The 24,189-nt window shown below is 66.6% G+C and carries 19 protein-coding genes; 10 read left to right on the forward strand and 9 right to left on the reverse strand.

Annotation, left to right across the window (positions count from 1 at the left end; translation table 11 throughout):
• Positions 1 to 48 precede the first annotated feature (48 nt).
• Positions 49 to 222, forward strand: a complete 174-nt coding sequence (locus tag TVB01_RS02265; RefSeq protein ID WP_422453770.1) for a hypothetical protein — start codon at positions 49 to 51, stop codon at positions 220 to 222.
• Here TVB01_RS02265 and TVB01_RS02270 read toward each other — a convergent pair.
• A complete protein-coding gene (locus TVB01_RS02270) occupies positions 219 to 1,034 on the reverse strand; it encodes a glycerophosphodiester phosphodiesterase family protein (RefSeq protein WP_422453772.1) in 816 nt (271 codons plus the stop codon). The two genes, TVB01_RS02265 and TVB01_RS02270, sit on opposite strands and share 4 nt — an antisense overlap.
• A gap of 134 nt (positions 1,035 to 1,168) precedes the next feature.
• Between TVB01_RS02270 and TVB01_RS02275 the strand changes: the two genes are divergently transcribed.
• Genes TVB01_RS02275 through TVB01_RS02285 form a run of 3 tightly spaced genes read left to right on the forward strand, consistent with a single transcriptional unit; the run spans position 1,169 to position 5,789 of the window.
• On the forward strand, positions 1,169 to 3,763 hold the full coding sequence (locus tag TVB01_RS02275) for a bifunctional lysylphosphatidylglycerol flippase/synthetase MprF (RefSeq protein WP_422453773.1): 2,595 nt from the start codon (positions 1,169 to 1,171) through the stop codon (positions 3,761 to 3,763).
• A complete protein-coding gene (locus tag TVB01_RS02280; protein WP_422453774.1) occupies positions 3,760 to 5,058 on the forward strand; it encodes an alpha/beta hydrolase in 1,299 nt (432 codons plus the stop codon). The genes TVB01_RS02275 and TVB01_RS02280 overlap by 4 nt, the downstream gene beginning before the upstream one ends.
• Complete coding sequence (locus TVB01_RS02285; RefSeq protein WP_422453775.1) at positions 5,055 to 5,789, forward strand: phosphatase PAP2 family protein; 735 nt, start codon at positions 5,055 to 5,057, stop codon at positions 5,787 to 5,789. Before TVB01_RS02280 ends, TVB01_RS02285 begins: the two co-directional genes overlap by 4 nt.
• 2 nt (positions 5,790 to 5,791) lie before the next feature.
• On the opposite strand, the gene TVB01_RS02290 is transcribed toward TVB01_RS02285, so the two are convergent.
• The 3 genes from TVB01_RS02290 to TVB01_RS02300 form a co-directional block, all read right to left on the reverse strand.
• Positions 5,792 to 6,595 (reverse strand): HAD family hydrolase, encoded by an 804-nt coding sequence (locus tag TVB01_RS02290; RefSeq protein ID WP_422453777.1) that lies wholly within the window; start codon positions 6,593 to 6,595, stop codon positions 5,792 to 5,794.
• A gap of 87 nt (positions 6,596 to 6,682) precedes the next feature.
• The gene (locus TVB01_RS02295; protein WP_422453779.1) at positions 6,683 to 7,597 is read right to left on the reverse strand and encodes a carbohydrate kinase family protein; all 915 of its coding nucleotides are present in this window, start codon (positions 7,595 to 7,597) and stop codon (positions 6,683 to 6,685) included.
• A gap of 33 nt (positions 7,598 to 7,630) precedes the next feature.
• Positions 7,631 to 8,383, reverse strand: a complete 753-nt coding sequence (locus tag TVB01_RS02300; RefSeq protein WP_422453781.1) for an alpha/beta hydrolase family protein — start codon at positions 8,381 to 8,383, stop codon at positions 7,631 to 7,633.
• A gap of 145 nt (positions 8,384 to 8,528) precedes the next feature.
• Here TVB01_RS02300 and TVB01_RS02305 point away from each other — a divergent pair, with 145 nt between their 5' ends.
• A complete protein-coding gene (locus TVB01_RS02305) occupies positions 8,529 to 9,632 on the forward strand; it encodes a GTP pyrophosphokinase (protein WP_422453783.1) in 1,104 nt (367 codons plus the stop codon).
• A 40-nt stretch (positions 9,633 to 9,672) separates the two neighbouring features.
• Here TVB01_RS02305 and TVB01_RS02310 read toward each other — a convergent pair whose 3' ends face one another.
• On the reverse strand, positions 9,673 to 10,668 hold the full coding sequence (locus tag TVB01_RS02310) for a LacI family DNA-binding transcriptional regulator (RefSeq protein ID WP_422453785.1): 996 nt from the start codon (positions 10,666 to 10,668) through the stop codon (positions 9,673 to 9,675).
• Between the two features lie 152 nt (positions 10,669 to 10,820).
• Here TVB01_RS02310 and TVB01_RS02315 point away from each other — a divergent pair, with 152 nt between their 5' ends.
• On the forward strand, positions 10,821 to 11,819 hold the full coding sequence (locus TVB01_RS02315; protein ID WP_422453787.1) for an SDR family NAD(P)-dependent oxidoreductase: 999 nt from the start codon (positions 10,821 to 10,823) through the stop codon (positions 11,817 to 11,819).
• Positions 11,820 to 11,848: 29 nt separating this feature from the next.
• A complete protein-coding gene (locus TVB01_RS02320) occupies positions 11,849 to 12,865 on the forward strand; it encodes a zinc-dependent alcohol dehydrogenase (protein WP_422453789.1) in 1,017 nt (338 codons plus the stop codon).
• Positions 12,866 to 13,004: 139 nt separating this feature from the next.
• Here TVB01_RS02320 and TVB01_RS02325 read toward each other — a convergent pair whose 3' ends face one another.
• The 3 genes from TVB01_RS02325 to TVB01_RS02335 are packed head-to-tail and all read right to left on the reverse strand — an operon-like array spanning position 13,005 to position 18,659.
• Entirely contained in the window at positions 13,005 to 13,472 is a 468-nt protein-coding gene (locus tag TVB01_RS02325; protein WP_422453791.1) for an SRPBCC family protein, read from the reverse strand.
• Positions 13,473 to 13,530: 58 nt separating this feature from the next.
• Positions 13,531 to 16,008 (reverse strand): phosphoketolase family protein, encoded by a 2,478-nt coding sequence (locus tag TVB01_RS02330; RefSeq protein ID WP_422453793.1) that lies wholly within the window; start codon positions 16,006 to 16,008, stop codon positions 13,531 to 13,533.
• Positions 16,009 to 16,052: 44 nt separating this feature from the next.
• Entirely contained in the window at positions 16,053 to 18,659 is a 2,607-nt protein-coding gene (locus TVB01_RS02335; RefSeq protein ID WP_422453795.1) for an ATP-dependent DNA ligase, read from the reverse strand.
• Positions 18,660 to 18,791: 132 nt separating this feature from the next.
• On the opposite strand from TVB01_RS02335, the gene TVB01_RS02340 reads away from it, so the two are divergent.
• The 3 genes from TVB01_RS02340 (at position 18,792) to TVB01_RS02350 (ending at position 23,966) form a co-directional block, all read left to right on the forward strand.
• Positions 18,792 to 20,273 (forward strand): SDR family oxidoreductase, encoded by a 1,482-nt coding sequence (locus TVB01_RS02340; protein WP_422453797.1) that lies wholly within the window; start codon positions 18,792 to 18,794, stop codon positions 20,271 to 20,273.
• Positions 20,274 to 20,399: 126 nt separating this feature from the next.
• Positions 20,400 to 22,661, forward strand: a complete 2,262-nt coding sequence (locus TVB01_RS02345) for an SGNH hydrolase domain-containing protein (RefSeq protein WP_422453799.1) — start codon at positions 20,400 to 20,402, stop codon at positions 22,659 to 22,661.
• Positions 22,662 to 22,733: 72 nt separating this feature from the next.
• On the forward strand, positions 22,734 to 23,966 hold the full coding sequence (locus tag TVB01_RS02350) for an Ig-like domain-containing protein (protein WP_422453800.1): 1,233 nt from the start codon (positions 22,734 to 22,736) through the stop codon (positions 23,964 to 23,966).
• Here the strand turns inward: TVB01_RS02350 and TVB01_RS02355 are convergent.
• Entirely contained in the window at positions 23,963 to 24,184 is a 222-nt protein-coding gene (locus TVB01_RS02355; protein ID WP_422453801.1) for a PLD nuclease N-terminal domain-containing protein, read from the reverse strand. The two genes, TVB01_RS02350 and TVB01_RS02355, sit on opposite strands and share 4 nt — an antisense overlap.
• Between the last annotated feature and the right edge of the window lie 5 nt (positions 24,185 to 24,189).

A 24,189-nucleotide genomic window follows, 5' to 3' on the forward strand; every position in this document is an offset into this window, starting at 1 on the left:
TCCCCTCAGCTCCGGCGGGCGCCGGAACTCATAGACTCTGGGGGAAAAATGACGGCTTTTTCAGGCGTGGGTGCGATCTTTGGAATCCTGTATGTGCTGGTGATCCTTGCGGTCACAGTGCTCGCCATTTGGGCACTGGTCCTGCTGATCATCTTCCTCAGGCTCCGCATCGCCGAACTGCGCTCGGCAGCCAACGCCGCTCCCGGAGACCCCCTGGGCTAGGCGCTGCCGGAACCCTGCGGCCAGGCGCCGCGGGCAGAAAGCACCTGGGAGAGCACATCCGCACGGTCTGAAACGAGGCCGTCCACTCCCAGGTCCATCAGGCCTTCCATCAGCGGGCGGGTGTTGACAGTCCAGACATGCACCTGGATGCCGGCGCGGTGGCAGCGCCGCAGGAAGGCAGGGCGGACCACCGGAATTCCACGGAAGTCCAGCGGGACCTGCACGCAGCCGAACCGGCCCAGCCGCGCCGCCAGTCCGCCCAGTCCCAGCGGCGAGAGCAGCAGCATTGCCGCGGTCCCGGCGGAACCGGCGGAGGAAGCCGCCGGACGGGACAGCCGGCGCAGGCAGTCCAGCCGCCTCCGGTCGGAGAAGGAGGTCACCAGCACGCGGTCATGCGCCTGGTGCTTTTCGATCAGGGCGGCCAGTGCCGCAGCTCCGGCGGCGTCCTTGATGTCCACGTTCAGGCGCACGTCCGGCCACCGGACCAGGACTTCCTCCAGCGTGGGGATCGGCTCGGTGCCGCCCACGCGGACCCCGCTCAGTTCACGCAGGCTGCGGGCACTGATCGGGCCTGATCCGTCCGTGACGCGGTCCAGGGTCTCATCATGGAAGGCCATGAGCACCCCGTCACTGGTGGTCCGGACATCCGTTTCCAGATACCCGAAGCCCAGGTCCACCGCGGCTTGGAAGGCTGCCAGGGTGTTTTCCAGTCCGGCCGGGCTGAACCCCCGGTGGGAAAGGCCCAGCGGGGCTGCGGCGCCTGAGTGCTGTGGCAGGAAAGGCGGGGTGAAGTACGGCAGGGGTGCGCTCACAGCTGTACTTTATCGCCTGCCGCCGGCCGACTTGCACTGCTGCCGGGTCCACGGAAGCACTGCCGGAATTAGACTTGCTGCACCCGGGGGACGGCACCTTCGCCTACCGCGCCGGTGAGCCATGGAGGTGGCGCATGCAGCACGATTCTGCCCGGGGGACGGCGGCACGCTACCTCCGCTGGCCGGCGGACGGTCTGCGGGGTGCCTTGGCGAAGTCGCCGGTGACCCTCGTCTTCCTCACACTGTTCTGGTTCCTGGGAATCCTGACCTCTTCACTCCTGCGGGGCCCGGAAGATCCCCTGCTTCCGTGGGTGAGTGTGTCTGGCCATACGCTGCCCGGCCACTGGCCTGCACTGGTGCTCTCGGCCCTGTGGGCCAACGGACTGGCCGGGTACATCGGCGGAACCGTGCTGGCCCTGCTGGTGGGGCTTCCGGCGGAACGGCTGTTGGGGAGCCTCCGGTTCCTTGCCGCAGCGGTGGGAACGCAGGTTATCGGCGCGTTGGCGGGTATTGGCTTTGCGGCCGCCCTGCGGGGAGTCTTCGAGAACTGGGGGCGTGAGCTCAGCACGGATTCCTTTGTGGGGCCCGTGGCGGTGTTCTGCGGAATCGCCGCCGCCGCCTCTGCCGGGGTGGGAACGCTCTGGCGCCGCAGGGTGCGGCTGCTCCTGTTCACCCTCCTAGTGGTTCTGGCCCTGTACTCCGGGGCGCTGCGGGACGTGATGGCCCTCGGCGCGGCAGTGGCCGGTGGGCTGTGGGGGCCGTATCTGTTGGGGCGGCGGCCGCGCTGGCCCCGCGGGCTGGTCTCCAGTCTCCGTGAGGCACGGGTCCTGGTGGCTCTGGCCGTGGTGGCTACCGCTGCAGGACCGGTCATCGCCGCCCTGAATGTTCGCGCCGTCGGACCGCTGGCTGTCCTCGCCTACCTGTTCACCAACGCCGAGACGCTGGATCCGGTGGCACTGGCCAACATTTGTGCCGATCCGGGAATGCGCGCGGAATGCCGGACTGCCGAGTTGGAGCAAAGTGCCGGGTTGGCGGGATTCTTTCTGGCTGTACTGCCCCAGGTACTGCTGGTCGTTTTTGCCGCCGGACTGCGCCGGGGGCGCCGGTTCGCGTGGATCGGCGCCCTGGTCCTGCAGGGGCTCATGACGCTGACCGCAGCGGTTCATACCGGCCTCTTCCTGGCCGGCCACACCGGCGGCGTGTACGGAGTGGGCGGACGCGTGCAGCCCCTGGCGCTGGTGCTCCCCATGCTGCTGCCGCTGCTCATCTTCGTGCTGCTGGCCGTCACCGGCCGGCGCCTGTTTGCCGTGTCAGCCCCGCCGGGCACCTACCGGCGGCTGTTCCTGGTCTGCGCCGCGGCAGGTGTACTGCTGGCCGCTCTCTGGGTGGCCGGCGGGCTGGTGCTGCGCACCGGCTTTACTCCGCAGGCCAGCCTGCCCACACTGCTGGCGGATCTGCCGCTGCGCTTCCTTCCGGTCTTCGAGATCATCTCCGCCCCGCCGCAGCTGCTGCCGGAGTCTGTTCCCGCCATCATTCTGTATGAAGGGGTGGGCGCGGCGTTCTGGGTATTGACCTGCGTGCTGCTGCTTCGGTCGTTCCTTGAACCGGCGTACAGCAGGTTCGCTGCGGATAAGGAACGGGCCAGGGACCTGCTGGCCTCCAGCGGGGGCAGCACCATGGCGTGGATGACGCTGTGGAGCGGGAATTCCTATTGGTTCTCCCCTACGGGCCACTCCTATGTGGCTTACCGCCTGAATTACGGTGTGGCCCTGACCGTGGGAGACCCCGTTGGACCGGCGGAGGAACTGCACCGCAGCGTGGAGGGCTTTGCCGCCTTCTGCGCCGACGCCGGGGTGACCGCCTGCTTCTACTCAGTGAATGAAGCAACCCGGGACGCGGCAGCCGGGCTGGGCCACACCGACCTGCAGGTCGCGGAGGAGACGCTGCTTCCGCTGGGGTCCCTCGAGTTCCGGGGCAAGCGTTTCCAGGACGTGCGGACAGCGTTCAACCATGCCAGGAAGGCCGGGATCCGGGCCGAGTGGAGCACTTACCGCACCGCACCGCTGTCCATCCTGGACCAGATCCACGCCATCTCCGAAGAGTGGGTGGCGGATAAGAAGATGCCGGAAATGGGTTTCACCCTTGGTGGGATCGAGGAACTTGACGACGACGGCGTGCGGCTTCTGCTGGCAGTCGACCAAGATCGTACGGTGCACGGGGTGACCTCCTGGCTACCCGTCTACCGGGAGGGGGAAATTATCGGCTGGACGCTGGATTTTATGCGCCGGCGCGCACACGGCTTTCCTCTGGCCATGGATTTCCTCGTCGCCTCGGCAGCGCTGTCCCTGCAGGATGAAGGGTGCCGCCTGTTAAGCCTCTCCGGTGCGCCACTGGCCCGGAACGAGGCCTCCTCCACGGCAGCATCCGGGTCCGGAACCGCTGCCGCGGCCGGTACAGACACTGCTGCGCGGCGGACAACCGCAACACCTCCTGCACTTGTGTGGCTGATGGACCGGCTGGGAGCCACCCTGGAACCGGTGTACGGTTTCCGTTCCCTGCTGGCTTACAAGGCCAAGTTCCAGCCGCAGTATGTTCCGCTCTATATGACCTATCTGGATTCGGCGTCGCTGCCGGCGATAGCGAACGCGCTGGCCCGGGCCTACCTGCCGCACGTGTCCGTGGGCCAGACGTTCTCGATGGCCCGCAGGATCATAGGTCCCCAGCGATGAACCTGGCGCTGACCACGGGCGCAGTCCCGCTCGGACTCTTCGCCTTGGGAGTGCTCGGCCTGTGCTGGCTGTGCGCCGGACCCCCGCGGTACCTCACCCGGGTGGTTCCGCTGGCACTGATGGGCGCCCTGGCGGGAACCGTGCTGTTGTTCGTGGCCGCTGAGCTGCTGCTGTCCTGGTGGAATGCTTCGTTTCCCCGGTATCTGTATTTATATTCCGCTGCAGGAATACTGGCCGTACTGCTCGTGGTTCCGCGCTGGCAGCACAGCCGGGGTTTCATTCGGCGGACCGCGACAGTGCTGTCCACCGCCGCCGTGCTGCTCGCTTCGGCCTCAGCCGCGAACGTTGCTTACGGGCAGTACCCCACGATCCAGTCCCTGGTGGAACGCCCCGGAGCATCGAGCGGTGAGGTGCCCCTGCGGAAACTGGTTCCGGGACAGGACACCACGCCAAGCACGGAAGCGAACTGGACGCCGCCGTCGAACATGCCCTCGGAGGGCGGCGTCTATAACGTGCGGATCCCCGAGTCCGGGTCCGGGTATGCTGCCGGATCCAGCCTGGTTTACCTGCCGCCCGCCTATCTGGTTACGCCCCACGCCCGGAACCTCCCGGTGCTGATTGCCCTGCACGGTCAGCCAGGGGGGCCTGCGGACTGGTTTGCCGGCGGCCAGCTCCAGCAGGTGATGGACGACTTCGCGGCGCGGCATCACGGACTGGCGCCCGTCGTCGTCATTCCCGATCTCTCCGGCGGATCCAACTCCAACTGGTCGCTTTGCCTTGATTCGAAACAGGGCCGCGGAGCCACCTACCTCGCCGAGGATGTACCCCGCTGGATCCGGGAGAACCTTTCGGCCGGACTCAGCGATCCGCGGCAGTGGGCCGCCGCAGGCTACTCCTACGGAGGAACCTGTGCCGTGCAGCTGGCTGTGAACTTTCCCGGGTCCTTCCCCACGTTCATCGACATTGCCGGAGAGAACGAACCCACGATTCCCGGCGGAATGCAGTCACTGCTGAATACCTATTTTGGAGGCGATCCCGCTGCCTTCGCGGCACAGAATGCCTTGGACGTGCTCAAACAGCAGTCCTTTCCGGATACCGCAGGAATAGTGGTCGTCGGAAAGGACGACGGCGTGTACAACGGGGAAGGCCGGCAGGTCTATGAGGCAGCCAAGGCCGCGGGCATGGACATCCAGCTGCAGGAACTGCCCGGCGGACACTCCTGGCAGGTGTGGAAGGAAGGGCTCGCCGGAAATCTGGACTGGCTGGGCCACCGGCTTGGCATACTGGGTCCATGACCGACGCCCCTGCTGCCCGGCTCCAGCGCCAGGTCTCCCGTGCTGCCCGGGCGCTGGGGAAGCACGGGGTCCTGCTCCTCACGCTGGCTGCCGGCCTGATACCGGCCCTGCTGCTGGCCCTGCTGGCGGGAGGCGTCTACGACGCCGTCGCGGAGGAGGAGGGTGTGGCGGCCCTGGACCAGCCGGTGCTCGCTGCCGCGCAGTCCATCCGTTCCCCGGCGCTGGACACCGCGGTGACCTGGCTGACCAACCTTGGCGGGACCATAGGGCTGCCGCTTCTGGCCATAGCCGCTGTGGCGGTGCTGTGCCGGTGGCAGCGCAGCTGGACTCCCCTGGTCCTTACCGCCTCCGCTGCTGCGGGATCCCTGCTGATGACCGTTGCCGGCAAGGCGCTGGTGGGACGGTCCCGGCCGGCGCTTTCCGATGCCGTTCCGCCGTATGAATATTCCGCGTCCTTTCCCAGCGGGCATTCACTGAACTCCCTGGTGGTCACCGGAACGGTTGCGTACCTGCTGTTCCTCCATCTGGACTCCCGGCGGGGCAGGATTATCACGGTGGTTCCGGCCGTGGCGTTTATTGCAGCTGTGGGGCTGAGCCGGGTCTATCTGGGCCATCACTGGCTGACAGACGTGCTGGTGGCCTGGTTCTTGGGACTCGCCTGGCTGGCCATCCTCATTACGGTGCATCAGCTGCTGCACGCACGCCGGCTGCGGAAGCTTCCGGCGCAGTAGCGCTACCGGCCGCTCAGCAGATCCTCCAGCACCTGGGCTACGCCGTCCTCCTCGAACGGCGGCGCTGTGCGGGGCGCGGCCGCGCGGACGGCAGGATGCCCGGAGGCCATGGCGTAACCCCGTCCTGCCCATCCCAGCATGCCCAAGTCGTTGGGCATGTCACCGAAAGCGACGACATCGGCTGCCTCAATGTGGAGGGAGGCAGCGTACTCCGCCAGCGTCACGGCTTTGTCCAGGCCGGGAGCGGACATTTCCAGCATCGGAACAGACGGGGCCGAATGGGTGGTGGAAACCAGATGCGCAACCTCGGGCTGGACCGTCCGGAGGAACTCATCCGGATGGACGTCCTGCACCCGGGCGAGGAACTTCACCACGCGGCTTCCCGGTCCCAGCGACTGGACCAGCGGCGCGGGAGCTACCTCCCCCAGCAGGTCAGCACCGCCGTCCTGCAAAAAACCGGGCTCCAGGTGGAAACCTTCCACGGTTTCGGCCGCGAACCGCACAGCGGGATAGAGGCGGCGGATGATCCCTGCGGCTTGGAACATACCGTCCAGCTCCAGGGCCCTGGACCACGTCACCCGCGCGGCCTCGAGGTCATAGAGAATTGCCCCGTTGGAACAGATAACGGTGCCGGTGTGGCCCAGCTGGTCGCGGATCGGGCCCAGCCAGCGTGGCGGCCTGCCGGTGACAAAGACAACCTTGATACCGGCGTCGACGCACTTGCGGAACGCATTGACGGTCCGGTCGCTGATCCGGTTGTCCCGCCCAACTATCGTTCCGTCCAGGTCACTTGCTACCAGCCGCATGCCCCGCCTTTCCGTCGGCTTCCAGATTAGCGGGAATGCGTGCCCCCACGGCCAACCGCAGTCCGCTGGTCCGGGTAACCCGGCGGCCTAGAGCAGTTCCTCCCGCCGGGGCGGGTCCGCACCCGGACGCGAGACGGTCACTGCTGCCGCCCGGGCGGCATAGGCAAGGACGGCTTCGAGGTCCCCCACCCCGATCTTCCGCAGTTCCGGGCGGCGGGCAGCGCCGTCGTAATTGCGGTCCATGAGCCCGGCAATCAGCGCCGCCATGAAGGAGTCTCCGGCTCCAACGGTGTCCGCGACGGCGACGGCGGGCGCCGGTACCTCGCAGCTCCCGGAGGCAGCCACACCCCAGGGTCCGCGGGAACCGCGCGTCACGACCACCACCGCCGGTCCCATGCCGAGCCATGCCCGGGCCGCGTCTTCGGCGGACTGGTCCGGGTAGAGCCAGGCGAGGTCCTCGTCGGAGGCCTTCACGACGTCGGCCAGACGGACAAACTTTTCCGCCTGCTCGCGTGCATATGACACATCGGTGATGATGGTCGGCCGGCAGTTCGGATCAAAAGTGATGGTGGCCTGGGGATGGGCGCGTTCGACGGCGGCAAGGACCTCGTGTGCCCCGGGGGAGAGCATGGTGGCAATAGAGCCCGTGTGAAGGAGCGTGGTTCCCCCGAGCAGCCGCGGCAGCTTCTCCGCCAGGCCGGGCAGCGACCACTCCAGGTCGAAGGTGTACCGGGCACCGCCGGCGGGATCGAGGGTGGCCGTGGCAACGCTGGTGGGCCGGTCATCCGCCGGCAGGGCGGTGAGGACCGAATTGTTCCTCAGGTGCTCAGCGATCAGCACGCCGTTGGCGTCGGCGCCGTACCGGCCAAGGAATTGCACCGGCCGGCCCAGCCTGGCCACTCCTACCGCGACGTTGAGCGGACTGCCGCCCGGATGGGACCGGCGGGGCGCGGTATCGCTGAGGACTTCGTCGATGAGGGCTTCGCCAATGACTGTGATCACGCCCTCAACCTACCGATTGCGGCACCGGCGGCGCTAGCGGGGACTCGCTTCGGCCGCGTCTTCGAGCGCACGCAGCACCTCATCCCAGCCCGCCGTTCCCGGGGTGATCATCTCAAAGTGATCCCCGGGAATGAGGCGCAGTTCCGCGGTTCCGCCTGCCGCGTGGGCGGCCTGGACGTAGGACTCGGCAAGTTCCAGAGGCACCGTTGCGTCCTCCTTGCCGTGCAGGACGAGCACCGGCACCGGCACCGGCACGGTCCGGATCGGGTCGGCAGCCTGCCAGCGCTCTGGGTCTTCTTCGGGTCCCGCACCGAGGAAATTCTCCACTGCGGCGCTGCTCAGTCCCAGCTCATGGGCACGGCGCAGGTCCAGCACCCCGGACTGGCTGACGACGGCGTCCAGCGCCACCCGGGGCGCCTGCCGTCCCGCCGCCCAGACCGCCAGCTGCCCGCCGGCCGAGTGTCCCAGCGCGATCACCGGTCCCGGCAGGCCGGTGCCGCCGGGTTCGGGAAGCGCCGCCAGCGCATCGATGCCGGCGCCGATGTCAGCGAAGGTCTGCGGCCAGCCGCCGCCGTTTCCGGCGCGGCGGTACTCCAGGTTCACGGCAGCCCATCCCCGCCCCGCCAGGTCAGAGGCGAGTGGCCGGCCCAGTTCCAGCGAGTACATCGAACGCCAGTATCCGCCGTGGATGACGACCACGGTTCCGCGCACCGGCTGCCCGCCCGGCGGAAGCGTCAGCTCACCGAACTGTTCAGGATGGCTGCCGTAAGTGAACCGCTGTGGCATGGGTCGTCCTTTGTCACGGAGAGGTGCCTGCAACTGCCTGCACCCGGCAGGCCGCCGTCGTCCTAATCTGGAGATGAGCCTAGCCGCCGGACCGTCCGCTGTCTGCGGCGTGCCCTAGGCTGGCAGAAACTGCGAAAGGACAGAAGTGAGCGCGTGGGACACCCTGGATGACCGGCTGCGCCCGGTGGTTCAGGCCAGCACGGACGAATATGCCCGGGTTCGCCCGGCACTGGAAGCCGTGACGGCGGAAATGGAAGCCAGCCTGCGGGCCGTGTTCGAGGACACCCCGGTGAAACCGCTGTTCATCGCTTCACGGACCAAATCGGTGGAGTCGTTCCGGGACAAGGCGTCGCGCACGCTCCCGTCGGAGAACCCGGACGAAGTGCCGACCTTGCTTTTCCCGGATCCGCTGCGGAACCTTACCGACCTGGTGGGTGTGCGCGTCATCATGACCCTGCCGCACGAAGTTGATGAGGCAGCGAACCTCATCAAGCGCCAGCGGGCTGAGTTCGACTGCCGGGGAGACCGGGAAAAGGACATCGGTTCAATCGAGTCCGGGACCTACGGCTACTCCAGCCGGCACCTGATCCTGCGCACCATCCAGAACGAGACAGTGCGCGAGTTCCACCGGCTGCTCGAACCTTCGCAGAAGCCGAACGGCAGCTACTTGTTTGAGGTGCAGATCCGCACGGTGCTCGCCCACGCCTGGTCCGAGATTGAGCACGACATCCGCTTCAAAGCCGGGGATCCGCGGGCGTGGAGCCCGTACTTCGACCGGCAGTTCATTGCCACGGCCGCCATGCTGGAAACTGTGGAGAACGAGTTCGCCGAACTGCATGAGCGCTACGAGACGGTGACCGGTTTCTGGGATGAGGAAGGTGAAGGGTCAGCGCCGCTGACACCGAACCGGATCCGGCATGTCTGGATGACCCTGCTGCCCCACGTGAACCGCAAGGCCGGAGACGACTGGGGCTGGGCCGCTGAACTGCTCGCTGCTCACGGCCTGAAAACCACGATGGACCTGGCCGGGCTGCTCCAGGCCGAGGCCATCACAGAGGTCCGTGCGGCCCTGGACCACCGCTACTCGCCGGGCCCGGACCGCCTGCTGGATGACCTCCTGCTCTGGCGGTTCGGCAAGAAGCACATCGACCTGACGGCCGAGCCGGAGGACGCTTCGTCCCAGCCGAGGCGTGAATCCCTGGGCCGGCGCTATCGGCAGATGCAGCTCTACCGGGCGCGGGAGAACTAAGTTCTCCCGCCGGCGAGGGCGGGCGGCGTCGCCTGTTTCCTCACGCCGAGGCGCGGAGGACAAGGGTGACCGGCGGCAGGTTCTGCTCCGGTGCCGCCGTGACGGTGCCGAAACTCCCGGGTTCCACCAGTGACTCCGTAGCCAGCTGGGCGAACAGCACGCCGATTCGGCGGGCATGGACACTGACCGTAGTCAGCGGAGGCACTGCGAGGCGGGCCAGCGGAATGTCTTCTGCCCCAATCACGGCAAGGTCCGACGGCGCGGACCGGTTGAGCATGGACAGTCCAGCCAAGAGGGCAAACGCGTATTCATCGTCAAAGGCACAGACTCCGGTCACTGGTGTATCCGCGAAAAGCCACCGGCCAACGGCTCCGGAAGCGTCCGCAGGGTCAAGATTGATCCGCTCTACGGCCGGGCGCTGCAGCCCGTGCCGGTGACAGGCCTCCTCGATGGCGGCCAGGCGCGCCTCGGCCCGCCACTGATACCCGGGCGCGGCAGGCAGGGCAACGCCGATCCGCCGGTGCCCGGAACGGGCGAGGTGCTGCACCTGCAGGGCGCCGATCCCAAGATCAGGACCCAGCGGATCGGCATGGTCCTGCTGCAGGGAGGCCATAGGCACGCCGGTGGCCTGAAGCGCGTCCAGGTCCGGCTCCTGAAGCGGGGTTGCAAGGATCAATGCCGCCGGCACCAGGGAGCGCACCAGCGGTGCGGCCGCACCCCCGTCCGGCAGGCGGTGCGCAATCAGCCTCAGGCCAGCCTGTTCAACCTGGTCCGAGGCTCCGTCCAGCACCATGGCCAGTGCCCGGCCCAGGGGTTCGGGCGGCAGGAGCATCAGGACAAGGTCACTGCGTCCCCGCCGAAGGGTGCGTGCTGCGGTCGACGGCGCGTACCCCAGCTCCTGCGCGGCGGCCAGAACACGCCCCCGGGTAGCGGCCGAGATACTTTGCCCGGCACGACCGTTGAGCACGTAGCTAACGGTGGCCCGGGAGACCCCTGCAGCGCGTGCCACGTCGGCGGACGTCACCCGAGATGCCATTGGGTACCTCGCCTTCCCTTCATCCTGTGCAGACCAGCCTGCCCTTGCGACAGGGGGCCGGTAGTGAGCTAATCTGACCTTACACGCGCTACTTACACGTGTAACCCTGTGCGGCCTGCACCCCGGCCGCACCGACGAAAGGACTACCCTCTATGTCCACCACACCCCTGACAGCCCGCAACACGATCGAGGAATGGCTCAACCACCCCGTGGGCGGCCCGGTCCTGCGCGGCTTCCTGGCCCAGACCGGAAGCGACGAAGCTTCCCTCGGTCCGGCCAAGGCACTCAAGCTCCAGCAGCTCGTAGACATGAGCCAGGGCCAGATGCCCCAGGCAGCCGTCGATGAAATGGTGAAGGCAGCCAACGGCGGCGTGATGCCGGAGCTCGAAGAAGACGTACTGCCCACCGTTGCTGACCGCTTCAAGGGCAAGACCGTGATCGTCACCGGCGCCGGCTCCGGAATCGGCCGCGCCACCGCGTCCCGGATCGCCCGCGAAGGCGGCCGGGTGATTGCCGTAGACATTGCCGAAACGAAGATCAAGGAACTGGCCGAAGAGCTCGGCGAGGCCATCGTCCCGGTAGCTGCCGACCTCACGGACCTCGACGCCGTGGACCGGATCATCGCTGCCGCGGGCGGACAGATCGACGGCCTGGCCAACGTCGCCGGCATCAATGACGACTTCAGCCCGCTGCACGAGGTCTCCGACGCCATGTGGCAGAAGATTTTCGCCGTGAATGTGGACGGCCTGGTCCGCCTGACCCGCGCCGTTCTTCCCGGCATGCTGGAAGCCCATAAGGGCGCAATTGTGAATGTCACTTCCGAAGCGGGCCTGCGCGGATCCGCATCCGGTGTGGCTTACACGGCCTCCAAGCACGCCGTAGTGGGCATCACCAAGAGCTCCGCGTTCATGTATGCCAAGGAAGGCATACGCATTAACGCAGTGGCTCCGGGCGGCGTCGCCACCGGCATTCCCATGGGCGGCAAGACCTCCGAGTACGGCGAGGCCCGCCTGACCCCGGCCCGCGTGCTGATCCCCGGTCTGGCCTCCGCCGAGGACCTGGCAGCCTCCATCACCTTCCTGCTCAGCGATGACTCCGTGAACATCAACGGTGCAATCATGCCGTCCGACGGCGGCTGGTCCGCAGGCTAAGCCCGAGTCACCCGAGCCAAGGAGAAACTATGAAGTCAGTCCACGTCACTGCCCCCGGCAAGAACGAATGGGTGGAAGTTGAGCGGCCGGTTGTTGGTCCGCGAGACGTCCTGCTGAAAATGAAGGCCTGCGGAATCTGCGGTTCCGACGGGTTCTATACGCAGATCGGGGGTATCCCGCCCAGGCAGGGCGCAACCCCGCTTGGGCACGAACCCGCCGCCGAGGTTGTCGAAGCAGGCGCCGAAGTAAACGGGTTCGCCGTCGGTGACCACGTGGTCATCGACACGATGGCCTTCACCGACGGGCTGCTCGGCAGCGGCGGGGCCCAGGGCGGACTCTCCGAGTATGTAGTAGTCCGCGACGCGGAGCCGGGACGCCAGCTGCGGGTCATCCCCGACCACATCCCCTGGGAGGTGGCTGCCCTGAATGAACCGATGGCAGTCGCCTACCACGCGGTAAACCGCACGGATCCCAAGCCAGGCGACAAAATCGTGGTTTTTGGTGCGGGTCCGATCGGTCTGGGCGCGGTCCTCGGCTACCGCCGGCGCGGCGCCTCGCACATTGTGGTGGTGGACCTTGTGCCCTCCCGCTTGGAGAAGGCACTGCAGATCGGCGCTGATGCCGTTATCAACTCCGCCGAAGAGGACGTAGCGGCCCGTCTGGTCGAGCTGCACGGTGACGGAGCAACCATGATGGTCCGCGGCACCCGGTCCGGAACCGACATCTTCCTTGACGCGGCCGGTGCACCAGTGGTCCCCCAGACCGTGGGCAATGTGGCAAAATCCGGTGCCGTCCTGGGGATCGTGGCGGTCCACAAGAAACCCGTGGAGCTGGACTTCGGTTCGATCCTCACCACGGAGCTCACGATCGTCTTTGCGATGGGCTATCCGACGGAGATCTTCGAGGTCACCGACGACATCATCGAGAACTGGCAGAAGTATGCACTGATCATTAGCGATGTGCTTCCCTTCGACCGTTCCCTTGAAGCCCTGGAACTGGCACAGACCCCAGGGGCTGCGGACAAGGTCGTTGTCACCTTCGACTGACGTTTCGGAAACGGGCCCGAAGCACAACGGCGGCCGGTCCCCTTCTTCGCGAAGGGAACCGGCCGCCGTCGTCATTCGAGGGGCCAGTTACGGCTCGTTTCACGCCTTATAAGAGCCGCATCTGGCCTCTCGGTGGGGATTAGGAACCGGAAACCGCGGCCGCCAGCTTGTTCAGCGAGCCTTCGAGCTCTTCCTTGCTGACCATCGGGAAGGAGACCTTCTTCAGGGTTTCCTTGTCCGTGACCTTGCTCCAGTCATAGGTCAGGGTCACTTCGGTGGAATCCGGGCCCATGGACGCCAGCTCCCACATCCATTCCCAGCCGGCGGGCTCGGTGCCGGCGACGGCGGTCTGCCAGGCCAGCAGCTTGTTGTGGTCAAAACCGGTGACGTGGTTGTCCGTCTTGTAGTCACCCATCTTGGCGTTGTTCATGTTCATGGTGAACACATCGCCGACCTTGGCGATGCGGTCGGTCTTCTCGTCAGAAACCACCATGCCGGAACCGTCCAGCTCGTGGTGCCGCTCGGGGTTGGAGAGCAGGTGGAAGATGTCCCCTGCCGGTGCGTCGATGACGCGGGATACGGAAATGGTCGACTGTTCGTTGGACATAGTGCTCCTTCGTGTAGACGGATCATGCCATCCCGGCGGGCGGTAGCCCGCGGGAAACCTAGTCTTGCGTTGAACGCTGGGCCTCTTCGAGCGTCCACCCGCTGATGAACGGCGGGTCCTGCCCCTCATCCCGGGTGTACTGGCGGCACCGCTGGCGCTCGTCCTGCAGCCACTGCCGGAAGCCGGCTTGGGTGGACCCCAGCGACGGTACGCGGTCCAGCACGTCGATGGCCAGCTGGAACCGGTCGATCTGGTTCAGCATCGCCATGTCGAACGGCGTGGTGGTGGTGCCTTCTTCCTTGTAGCCGCGCACATGCAGGTTGGAATGGTTGGTGCGGCGGTACGTCAGCCGGTGGATAAGCCACGGATAGCCGTGGTACGCGAAAATCACCGGCCGGTCCTTGGTGAACAGGGTGTCGAAATCACGGTCGGAAAGCCCGTGCGGATGCTCCGTGGAATCCTGCAGCCGCATCAGGTCCACCACGTTCACCACCCGGATCCGCAGCTGCGGCAGGCGCTCCTTCAGCAGCGCGGCTGCAGCGATGGTCTCCAGCGTGGGCACATCCCCTGCACAGCCCATGACGACGTCGGGATCCGGCTGCGGGCCGGGCCCGTTGCCCTCGCTGCCGGCGAAGTCCCACACCCCGATCCCCCGTTTGACGTGCAGCTTAGCCTGCTCCGGATCCAGCCATACGGGTGCCGGCTGCTTGCCGGAGACCACCACGTTCACCCGGTCCCGGGTCCCGAGGATGTGCTGCGTGACGGCCAGCAGGGTGTTGGCATCCGGCGGCAGGTAGACCCGGATCACGTCAGACTTCTTGTTCACCACGTGGTCGATGAACCCCGGGTCCTGGTGCGAGAACCCGTTGTGGTCCTGCTGCCAGACGTGGCTGGAGAGCAGATAGTTCAGCGATGCGATGGGCTGGCGCCAGGACAGCTCCCGGCTGACCTTCAGCCACTTGGCGTGCTGGTTGAACATGGAGTCGACAATGTGGACAAAGGCTTCATAGCAGTTGAAGACGCCGTGCCGGCCGGTGAGCAGATAGCCTTCCAGCCAGCCCTCGCAGAGGTGCTCGCTGAGCACCTCCACCACCCGGCCGCTGCGGGCCAGGTGTTCGTCCACCTTCTCGATCCGCTGCTGCCAGACCTTGTCCGTCACGCCGTAAACTTCCTGCAGCCGGTTCGACGCCGTCTCATCCGGCCCGAAGATCCGGAAGTTCTCCGGGTTGAGCCGGATGATCTCCGCGAGGTACTTTCCGAGGTTCAGCATGGGGCTCACGCGTTCCCCGCCCGGCTCCTCAAGCGCGACGGCGAAGTCCGCATAGGCGGGCAGCCTCAGGTCCTGGAGCAGGCGGCCGCCGTTGGCATACGGGGTCGCGCTCATGCGCAGGTTGCCGGCCGGGGCCAGGGACGCGATTTCGCCGCGCAGCCGCCCCGCGCCGTCGAACAGTTCCTCCGGGCGGTAGGACTGCAGCCAGTCCTGGAGCTGGGTGAGGTGTTCCGGATTGTCGTGCACCTCGGACAAGGGAACCTGGTGCGCCCGCCAGGTCCCTTCCACCGGTTTGCCGTCCACTTCCCGCGGACCGGTCCAGCCCTTGGGGGAACGGAGAACGATCATGGGCCAGCGCGGGGCGTGGGGATCGACGTCACCGGCAGGCGGAGTGTCAGCCGGAACCGCAGGCTTCCCGCTGGTCCGGTGGGGCGCCTGGATCGCGTGGATCTCTGAGAGGCAGGTGCTGAGCGCCGCGGCGAAGTCCTCATGGGCGGCCATCACGGCGTCCGGGTCCGTCACGGTTACGAAGTGCGGGCGATAGCCGTAGCCTTCGAGCAGCTTCACCAGCTGGGATTCGGGCATCCGGGACAGCACTGTGGGGTTGGCGATCTTGTAGCCGTTCAGGTGCAGGATCGGCAGGACGGCTCCGTCCACGGCCGGGTCCAGGAAGCTGTTGGAGTGCCAGGATGCGGCCAGCGGACCGGTCTCGGCCTCGCCGTCGCCAATCACCGTGGCCGCCACCAGGTCCGGGTTGTCGAAGACGGCACCGTAGGCGTGGGCCAGCGAGTAGCCCAGCTCGCCGCCCTCATGGATGGAGCCGGGGGTTTCCGGTGCTGCGTGGCTGGGCACGCCGCCGGGATAGGAGAACTGCTTGAACAGGGTGCGCAGCCCGGCTTCGTCCTCGTCGATGTGGCTGTAGATCTCCGAGTAGGTCCCCTCCAGCCAGGCGTTCGCGACGTTGGCCGGCCCGCCGTGGCCCGGGCCGGTGATGAACAGGAACTGCTGGCCGGTCTCATTGATCAGCCGGTTCAGGTGCGCGTAGATGAAGTTCAGGCCGGGGGTGGTTCCCCAGTGTCCCAGCAGCCGGGCTTTCACGTCAGCAGGCTCAAGCGGCCGGCGCAGGAGCGGATTGTCCCGCAGGTAGATCTGGCCGGCGGAGAGGTAGTTGGCCGCCCGCCACCACGCATCCACCGCCTGCAGCTGGTCCTGCGGCGGCAGTTCCGTTCCGGGCAGGCGGTCTTCAGGGGTTCGGGTGTCGGTCATTGCTGCGTTCCTCCCGGTTGGGGGTGGTTGGAGGTCTTACGGTCTTAGGACGGGTCGGGGATTTCCGCTACGACCTCGGAGGGACGTTTGTCCGGCCGCAGTCCGCGCCATACCGGGTGCCGCAGCTTGCCTGTGCCGGTCCGCTCCGCGTAGGTCACCTCCCCCACCAGGACCGGGCGGACCCAGTGCGCGTCGGAGGCGTCGGCCCGGGGCACGTCGTCCAGCGGAGCGGTCTTGCGGGAGAGTTTCTTCAGCCGTGAGCCCACCAGTGCCAGGTCCTTCTCGCTGAGGCCGGAGCCGACCCGGCCGATGTACTGCAGCTCGGTTCCGTCCGGCACGGCCACCAGCAGGGACCCGACCTTGTTGGCCCGGCTGCCCTGGCCCGGCCGCCAGCCCACTATGACCACTTCCTGGCTGAACTGGTTCTTCAGCTTGATCCAGCTGCGCGACCGGATGCCGGCGGAGTAGTCCGCGGATCGGCGCTTGGCCACGACGCCCTCAAGCCCCAGCTCCTTGCTCGCCTCCACGGCGTCGTCCATGCCCAGGTCCAGGGCCGGGGGAACCTGGATATGCCCGCCGGCGTCGCTCGATTCCACCGCCTGTTCCAGGATTTCGCGGCGCTGTTCCCAGCTGAGCTCCAGCAGGGAGTTCCCGTCCAGCCAGAGCAAGTCAAAGAGCATGAACTGCACCGGAGTCTTGGCGGCCGCGGCTTCCGCGTCGCGGGCACGGGTCAGGTGCATGCGCGGCTGGAGCAGTCCGAAGTCCGGCCGTCCTGCCTTGTTCAATGCCACGATCTCCCCGTCCAGCACGGCCCGCTCACCGTTCAGGGAGCGGCCGAGTTCCTGCAGTTCGGGGTACGCCACGGTCATGTCATTGCCGTTGCGGCTGATCAGCCGGGTGCCCTCCGGGGTCACTTCGGCGATGGCCCGCACGCCGTCCCATTTCATCTCGAAGGCCCAGTCGGCGTCGTCGTTGATATCCGCTTTGGAACCCAGCGTGGCAAGCATGGGCTTCAGGGACGGCATGCCGGAGTCTTTGATGTCCTGCCTGACCGCCGAGGCGTCCGGAAGCGGCAGCGGGTCCGGCCGGGCCTTGGCCGCGGTCTTCGCTGCCTCGGCAGGGTTCGGTGTGGCCGGGGCGGATTTCTTGGACGGGGTCCGCTTGGCCGCAGGCTCCGGGCCGCCTCCTGCCTCCCGGGTCTCCGCCGGGCGCTGGTCCTTCATCAGGTGCAGGAGCCAGTTGCTTTTTCCGTCCTCGCCGCCGGTGTGGATGAAGGCGAAGCGCCGGTCCGCCGCGCCGTCCCGGGCCAGACCGCCGTCGGGCTGGCCGTGCACGGTGACGATGACTTCCTTGTCCGGACGCCATTTTTCCGTGTCGTAGGTGCCGTGGTCCCAGATCGTCACTTCACCGGCACCGTATTCACCCTTGGGGATGCTGCCCTCGAAGCCGCCGTAATCGAGGGGATGGTCCTCCGTCTGGACCGCCAGGTGGTTTCTGTCCGGCGTTGTGGGCGGGCCTTTGGGAACCGCCCAGGAGACCAGGACGCCGTCGCGTTCCAGCCGAAAGTCCCAGTGCAGCCGCCTGGCGTGGTGCTCCTGGATGACGAAGCTGTTGCCGTCGCCTTCCACGGCCTTGGGCGCTTCTTCCGGAACGGGCTCCGGCGTCTTTGCGGCGTCGCGCATGCTGCGGTACTTGTGGAGCCTGTCCGGTGCCGTCGCCGCGTCGAGGTCACCGGCATCCGCCTGTCCGGAGTGCATTCCGGCCAGCGGATCACCGAGGTTGTCCACCCGCTCCAGGACCTGCTCATAGTCCAGCTGCGCCAGGTCCGGGTCCTCCAGTTCCTCCCAGGTCCGCGGCGCGGCGACCGTGGGATGGAACCGTCCGCGCAGCGAGTACGGGCAAATGGTGGTCTTGTTGGCGTTGTTCTGGCTCCAGTCCACCAGCACCTTGCCCTTGCGCAGCGTCTTCTTCATATCGCTGACCACCAGGTCCGGGTGGTCAGCTTCCAGCGCCCGCGCAAGTTCATGCGCGACGGCGCTGACCTCATCCGAGGTCTGTTTCTTATCCAGGGCAGCGTAAAGGTGGATGCCCTTGGAGCCGCTGGTGACCGGGCGGGCGTCGAGCCCCATGTCGGTGAGGATGCTGCGGGCCAGGCGGGCCACCTCGGCGCACTGCGCCAGCGAGGCTCCTTCCCCGGGATCCAGGTCCAGGACCAGCCGGTCCGGATTCTGCTTTACTCCCCGCGCGCCGAACTGCCACTGCGGGACGTGGATTTCCAGGGCAGCCAGCTGGGCCAGCCAGGTCAGCGTGGCCAGGTCATTGACCAGCGGATAGACGTTCGTGCGCTCCTTGTGCTCAATGGCGTAGTGCTTGACCCAACTGGGTGCGGAGTCATCGATGTTCTTCTGGAAGAAGACCTGCCCGGGCTGCTGCGGAGTTCCGACGCCGTTGACCCAGCGCTTGCGGGTGGCGGGCCGGTTGCGGGCGTAGGGAATCAGGGTGTCCGCAATGGCGGCATAGTAGGAGAGAACATCTGCTTTGGTGGTACCGGTTTCGGGGTAAAGCACCTTGTCCAGCGAGGTCAGGCGCAGGCGGTGTCCGTCCACGTTAACCGTTTCCCGCTGCTTCGGGGCCGTTCCCGTACTTGCCATGCCCCCTAGTCTTACCGGGATTAGCAGTTGATTTCCAGTAGCCATCAGCATGCTTACAAAATGTTGCGGGGCTTTTTGGATGGGTTCGCGCAGGGACCTCCGGAGCGCAGGCATCGTGTGTATGTTGGGGAAATGACTGACACGCAGCGGGTCCTGGTCACCGGCGCCACAGGCTACATCGGCGGACGGCTGGTACCGCTGCTCCTCGCGGACGGGCATGATGTGCGGGTGCTGGTCCGCTCACCAGACAAGCTGAACGATGTCCCGTGGCACGACGACGTCGAAATCGTCCAGGGCGACCTGTCGGATGCGGATTCCGTCGACTCGGCGTTCCAAGACGTCGACACGGTGTATTTCCTGGTCCACTCCATGGCGTCCGGCAAAGGGTTCGCCGCGCAGGAAGAGAACATCGCCACCATCGTGGCGCAATCAGCGGAGAACGCCGGCGTTAAGCGGATCGTGTACCTGGGCGGCCTGCATCCTTCAGAGGGCGAGCTCTCCCCCCACATGGCTTCAAGGACCGCCGTCGGCGAGATCCTGCTCAACGGCACCGTCCCCGCAGTGGTTTTCCAGGCCGGGGTGGTGATTGGTTCCGGCTCGGCGTCGTTCGAAATGATCCGGCACCTGACCGAGACCCTGCCCGTCATGCCCGCGCCGAGCTGGGTTCGCCGGAAAATCGAGCCGATCGCCGTACGGGACGTCCTGCACTACCTGACCCGCGCCGTCGACCTGCCCGGGAACCTGAACCGCACCTTCGACCTCGGCTCGGGCGACGTCCTGGAATACGCCGACATCATGAACGGCTATGCGGAGGTGGCAGGACTGCCCCGGCGGCGGATTTATGCCCTCCCCATCCCGGCGCCCAAACTGGCCGGCCTGTGGGTGGCACTCGTAACGCCCATCCCGCTCTCCATGTCCCGGCCCCTGGTCGAATCGCTGCAGCATGATGCAGTGGCCAAGGAACGGGACATCGCCGGCTACATCCCGGAACCTCAGAACGGACTGACGAACTACCACGACGCCGTCACCCGGGCACTGGGCAAAGAGGCCCGTAACGAGGTGGAGACCACGTGGGCCAGCGCCTCCAGCGCGGCCGATCTCGCGTCGGAGCCGCTTCCGTCAGACCCGGACTGGGCCGGCCAGACAGTCTACGTAGACCAGCGCCGGCGCCGGTCCGATGTTGACTCCAGCCACGTCTGGAAGGTGATCGAAGGCATCGGCGGCAACAACGGCTGGTACTCCCTTCCCATGGCCTGGGCCATCCGCGGCGTCTTGGACAAGACGGTGGGGGGTGCCGGCCTCAGCCGCGGACGACGGAACCCGGCCACGCTCTTTACCGGCGATGTCGTGGACTGGTGGCGGGTGGAGTTCCTCGAACGCGGGACGCTGCTGCGGCTTCGGGCGGAGATGCGGGTTCCCGGCAAGGCCTGGCTGGAGCTTCGGGTGGATCCCGACGGCGGCGGAAGCGTCTACAGCCAGCGCGCCATCTACTTTCCGCGCGGGCTTTTGGGGCGGCTGTACTGGTGGCTGATCTACCCCTTCCACGGATTGATCTTCCCGTCCATGGCGAAGAACATTACCCGCCAGGCGGCCCGGCTGGCGGAACTGGGGTAAAGCTTTACCCGGGCAGTTTGTCAAGGTTTGATTCCAGTTTTCCCTGCCCCGCGCGGGGATTGGCTGCGCAGCAGGTCAGCGGGCTAGATTCGTTCCAATCCCGCTCACCTGCCGAAAGCGTCGAACGTGTCCCTGCCACCGTCCAGCCGTGCCCAGGCGCGGCAGCAACGGCCGGCCCCTGCCTTCCGCTATGACATCGAGGGCCTGCGCGCCGTCGCGGTCGCTGCCGTGCTCGGCCATCACCTGTATGCGTGGCCGGCAGGCGGCTATGCCGGCGTCGACGTCTTCTTTGTCATTTCGGGTTTCCTGATCACCACCATCCTGGTGCGCGACATTACCTCTCCGGAGAGGCTTTCCCTCGGCGATTTCTACCGCCGCCGTATCCGCAGGCTGGTTCCCGCCGCGGTCGCAGTCCTCGCCACCACTGCCACGGCCGCTTTCGTGGTGTTTGGTCCCGGACGCGCGGCGGCGATCCTCGAAGACGCCGTCTGGTCCTTCTTCTTCCTGGGCAACTGGCGGTTTGCGGCGTCCGGGACGGACTATCTGAACGCAGGAGCAGCAGTTTCCCCGCTGCAGCATTTCTGGTCCCTCGGCGTCGAGGAACAGTTCTACCTTGCCTGGCCCTGGCTGCTGATGTCAGGCATCGCCCTGGCCGCGGTACTGCGCTGCACCGACCGCGGAATGCGTGTGCTGCTGCTCGCCCTGATCGGCGGTTTCTGTGCGCTCACTTTCGTCTTTGCCCTGTGGGAAACTGCGCACCGGCCCACGACGGCGTACTTCTCCACCCTCAGCAGGGCGTGGGAACTCGGTGCCGGAGCCATGCTGGCGGTCGCGGCACCGTGGCTGGCCCACCTGCCGGGTCTCTTTCGGGCAGTTGCCGGGTGGGTTGGACTGGGCGGCCTCGCACTGTCCTTCGCTGTCCTGTCGCCGCAGAGCACTTTTCCCGGCCCCTGGGCACTGCTTCCCGTGGCCGCCACCGTCCTGCTCATTGCCGCGGGAACGGGTGTCCCTGGACGCGGGTACAACCGGGTGATGTGGCCCCTGACGAATCCTGCCAGCCGTTACCTTGGACGTATTTCCTACTCCCTCTACCTCTGGCACTTTCCCGTCATCGTCTTTTTCGCCGCCCTCATTCCGGAGTCGCCTGCCCTGCCCGCGCTCCTGGTGTCGCTGCTGCTGGCCAGTCTCTCCTTCCACTTCCTTGAGGATCCCGTCCGGCACTCGCGCTGGCTGATGCCCCGGTACACCGCGCGTGAACGGGGCCGGCGCTACTTCCAGCCGGCGACGGCACCGCGTCCGGCCCGGCTGGCCGCCATGGCCGCGGCCACGGGACTGCTGGCCTCGGCCCTGGTGACAGTTGCCATCGATACAGCCCTGCAGAACAGCCTCCCGCCGGCAGCCGCAGAAACGCCGCAGCGGCCTGTACCGATTCCGGTGCCGTCCAGCGTTGAGTCCCTTCCTGCGGAGGCCCCCGGCGAAAGCGGCCCCGCACAGCAGGATCCCCTGACGGCCCACACCGCGGCACTGCGCGAAGCCCTGGACAGCCCGGAATGGCCGGTCCTCTCACCGGATCCGGCATCCTTCACCGAGGGCGGGCGCAACGCGAAACCGGCTGAGTGGATTCAGGACGGCTGCCTTGGCAGCAATGAGGCCAGGAACCCGGACCCCGTCGCCAACACGGCGCACTGCGTCTACGGGGACCCCGACGCTTCCCGGGACCTTGTCCTGTACGGAGACTCAGTGGCGATGGCCTATCTACCGGCGCTGCGGGCTGTCCTGGACCCTGGACAATGGCGGATCCACGTCTACACCGCGGCGGGCTGCACTCCCGCCGACGTTGCCCAGACGCGGATCGGCGGCGCCCCCTATCCCGAGTGCCCGGTCTTCCGGGACTGGGCCGTCCAGAAAATCGGCGAAGTGAGCCCGGAGGTGCTGCTCATGGCATCGTTCCGCTACGATGCGGCGCTCTCCAGCGGCGCCACCGGGGGAGCGGCCGACGCCGAGTGGGCAGGCGGAACGCAGCGAATCCATGAGCGGCTGGCGTCCAAGGCGGAACGCATCCTGGTCCTTGGGGCGCCGCCTGAAGCAAAGGATCCGGCTCAGTGCGCCACCAGGTTCAGCAGCCCCAAGGACTGCGAGCAGGCCCTTCCGGAAGGACACAGTGACCGGGCGGCACTCGAAGCCCGGGCAGCCCTGGCCGGAAACCCCGGCGTTCAGTGGATCGATACCACCGCGTGGTTCTGCGTTGACGGACGCTGTCCCTCCTTCGTGGGCAGCACACCGCTTTACGCCGATGCCTACCATCTCTCCGCTGCCGGCGCTGCGTCTCTGGGACCGCTGGTGGCCCACGCACTGTCCGGCGACCCGGCCGGCGAGGTCCGGCAATGACGCAGCCATCCCACCGAACAGCCTTGCTCACGTAGTATGACTTCAGCCAAAGAGAACCAAGGGGATTGAACATTGCAGGAAAAGAGCAGCCGTAAGCGGTGGATCCTGGCCGCCGCGGCGGGGGTCCTGGTCATCGGCGGCGCAGCAGGCGTTGCCGCTGCCACTGGCGCGTTCGACGGCGGATCCACCGCGCAGACGCCCGGGTCCACGCCGTCGCCCAGCAAGCCGGCCGAACCTGCCGTCCCGGTTGAATTCACCGCCGAACCCGCGCATGACGCCGTCGAGGTCAATCCGGTAACGGTCCCCACTCTGAAGGTCCAGCACGGCACCATCGAATCCGTGAGCCTTGCCCCGGAAGCAGGCGGTGAGGACGTTGCCGGCGAATTCGCCGGCAATCGGACAGAATGGTCAGCGTCAGAGCCCCTGGCTTTCAACACCCAATACACCTTCACGTTCACGCTGGCCGATTCCAACGGCGAGACGAAGACTTCATCGCAGGCCTTCCACACCGTCACACCGCCGAACGAGGCCAACGCCTTTATGGGTCCGCTGGACCAGTCCGTCGTCGGCGTCGGGCATCCGATCGAGATCAATTTCAGTGAACCTGTGCTGAACAAGGAAGCCGTCGAAGCTGCCATCACGGTCAGCAGCACCAGCGGGCAGGTTGGCGCCTTCTACTGGATTTCGGATAACAAGGCACGCTACCGGCCGGAAACATTCTGGGAACCGAACTCCACCGTCACCGTGGATATGAAGCTTTTTGGTGTGGATTTCGGAAATTCGATGATCGGCAACTTCAACGAAAAGCGGACCTTCCAGGTCCACAACAGCCGTGTTGCGGTCGTGGATAACCTGACCAAGACCATGCAGGTCTTTATTGACGGGCAGCTCACCCGTTCGTTCCCCGTCACCCTGGGTGACTCGGAATGGCCCTCTCCCAGCGGCTACCAGGTGGTCATGTCCCAGCACTCGACGCTGCCGTTCCGGGCCGAGAGCATTGGCCTGAAGCCGGGAGACCCCGCCTACTACGAACCCTTCGACGCATCCTGGGCGAGCCGCCTGACCAACAGCGGCGTCTTCGTCCATCAGGCACTGCCCGGGGCCATGGGCGCACTCGGCGTCATCAACGTTTCCCACGGCTGCATCGGCATGTCACCTGAGGGGGCGAAGTACTTTTACGACACCTTCGAACCGGGGGACCTGGTGCAGGTACTGAACACCGGAGTGGGCCCCACAGCCATGTGGGACGGCTACGGGGACTGGAATGTTCCGTGGACGGAATATTCCACGCAGGCGAAGAGCTAGTTCCGGCGGCGACCGAACACAAAGTAGGCGATCGGGCCGACAAAGTTCACGGCGCAGGCTGCGCTCCAGGCAGCTTTGGGACCGTTGATTTCACTGCCCGGACGGCGCCAGATGTCCACGAGCGCGGCACCGGCCAGCAGGAACTGGATGCTCGAAAGGATCCCGAGACCCTTTTTCTGGTCGGCCGTCAGGTCCTGGAAAGACTTTTTCCCGCTCATTGGTT

The sequence above is a fragment of the Arthrobacter sp. 7Tela_A1 genome, from assembly GCF_049311065.1.
In the GTDB taxonomy this organism is placed as follows: domain Bacteria; phylum Actinomycetota; class Actinomycetes; order Actinomycetales; family Micrococcaceae; genus Arthrobacter_B.

Bases quoted from the DNA above. Each gene is read 5' to 3' on its own strand.
- TVB01_RS02265 (WP_422453770.1), top strand. From the start codon at position 49: ATGACGGCTTTTTCAGGCGTGGGTGCGATCTTTGGAATCCTGTATGTG.
- TVB01_RS02325 (WP_422453791.1), bottom strand. From the start codon at position 13,472: ATGTCCAACGAACAGTCGACCATTTCCGTATCCCGCGTCATCGACGCA.
- TVB01_RS02340 (WP_422453797.1), top strand. From the start codon at position 18,792: ATGACTGACACGCAGCGGGTCCTGGTCACCGGCGCCACAGGCTACATC.
- TVB01_RS02315 (WP_422453787.1), top strand. From the start codon at position 10,821: ATGTCCACCACACCCCTGACAGCCCGCAACACGATCGAGGAATGGCTC.
- TVB01_RS02300 (WP_422453781.1), bottom strand. From the start codon at position 8,383: ATGCCACAGCGGTTCACTTACGGCAGCCATCCTGAACAGTTCGGTGAG.
- TVB01_RS02280 (WP_422453774.1), top strand. From the start codon at position 3,760: ATGAACCTGGCGCTGACCACGGGCGCAGTCCCGCTCGGACTCTTCGCC.
- TVB01_RS02335 (WP_422453795.1), bottom strand. From the start codon at position 18,659: ATGGCAAGTACGGGAACGGCCCCGAAGCAGCGGGAAACGGTTAACGTG.
- TVB01_RS02290 (WP_422453777.1), bottom strand. From the start codon at position 6,595: ATGCGGCTGGTAGCAAGTGACCTGGACGGAACGATAGTTGGGCGGGAC.
- TVB01_RS02355 (WP_422453801.1), bottom strand. From the start codon at position 24,184: ATGAGCGGGAAAAAGTCTTTCCAGGACCTGACGGCCGACCAGAAAAAG.
- TVB01_RS02275 (WP_422453773.1), top strand. From the start codon at position 1,169: ATGCAGCACGATTCTGCCCGGGGGACGGCGGCACGCTACCTCCGCTGG.
- TVB01_RS02310 (WP_422453785.1), bottom strand. From the start codon at position 10,668: ATGGCATCTCGGGTGACGTCCGCCGACGTGGCACGCGCTGCAGGGGTC.
- TVB01_RS02285 (WP_422453775.1), top strand. From the start codon at position 5,055: ATGACCGACGCCCCTGCTGCCCGGCTCCAGCGCCAGGTCTCCCGTGCT.
- TVB01_RS02330 (WP_422453793.1), bottom strand. From the start codon at position 16,008: ATGACCGACACCCGAACCCCTGAAGACCGCCTGCCCGGAACGGAACTG.
- TVB01_RS02320 (WP_422453789.1), top strand. From the start codon at position 11,849: ATGAAGTCAGTCCACGTCACTGCCCCCGGCAAGAACGAATGGGTGGAA.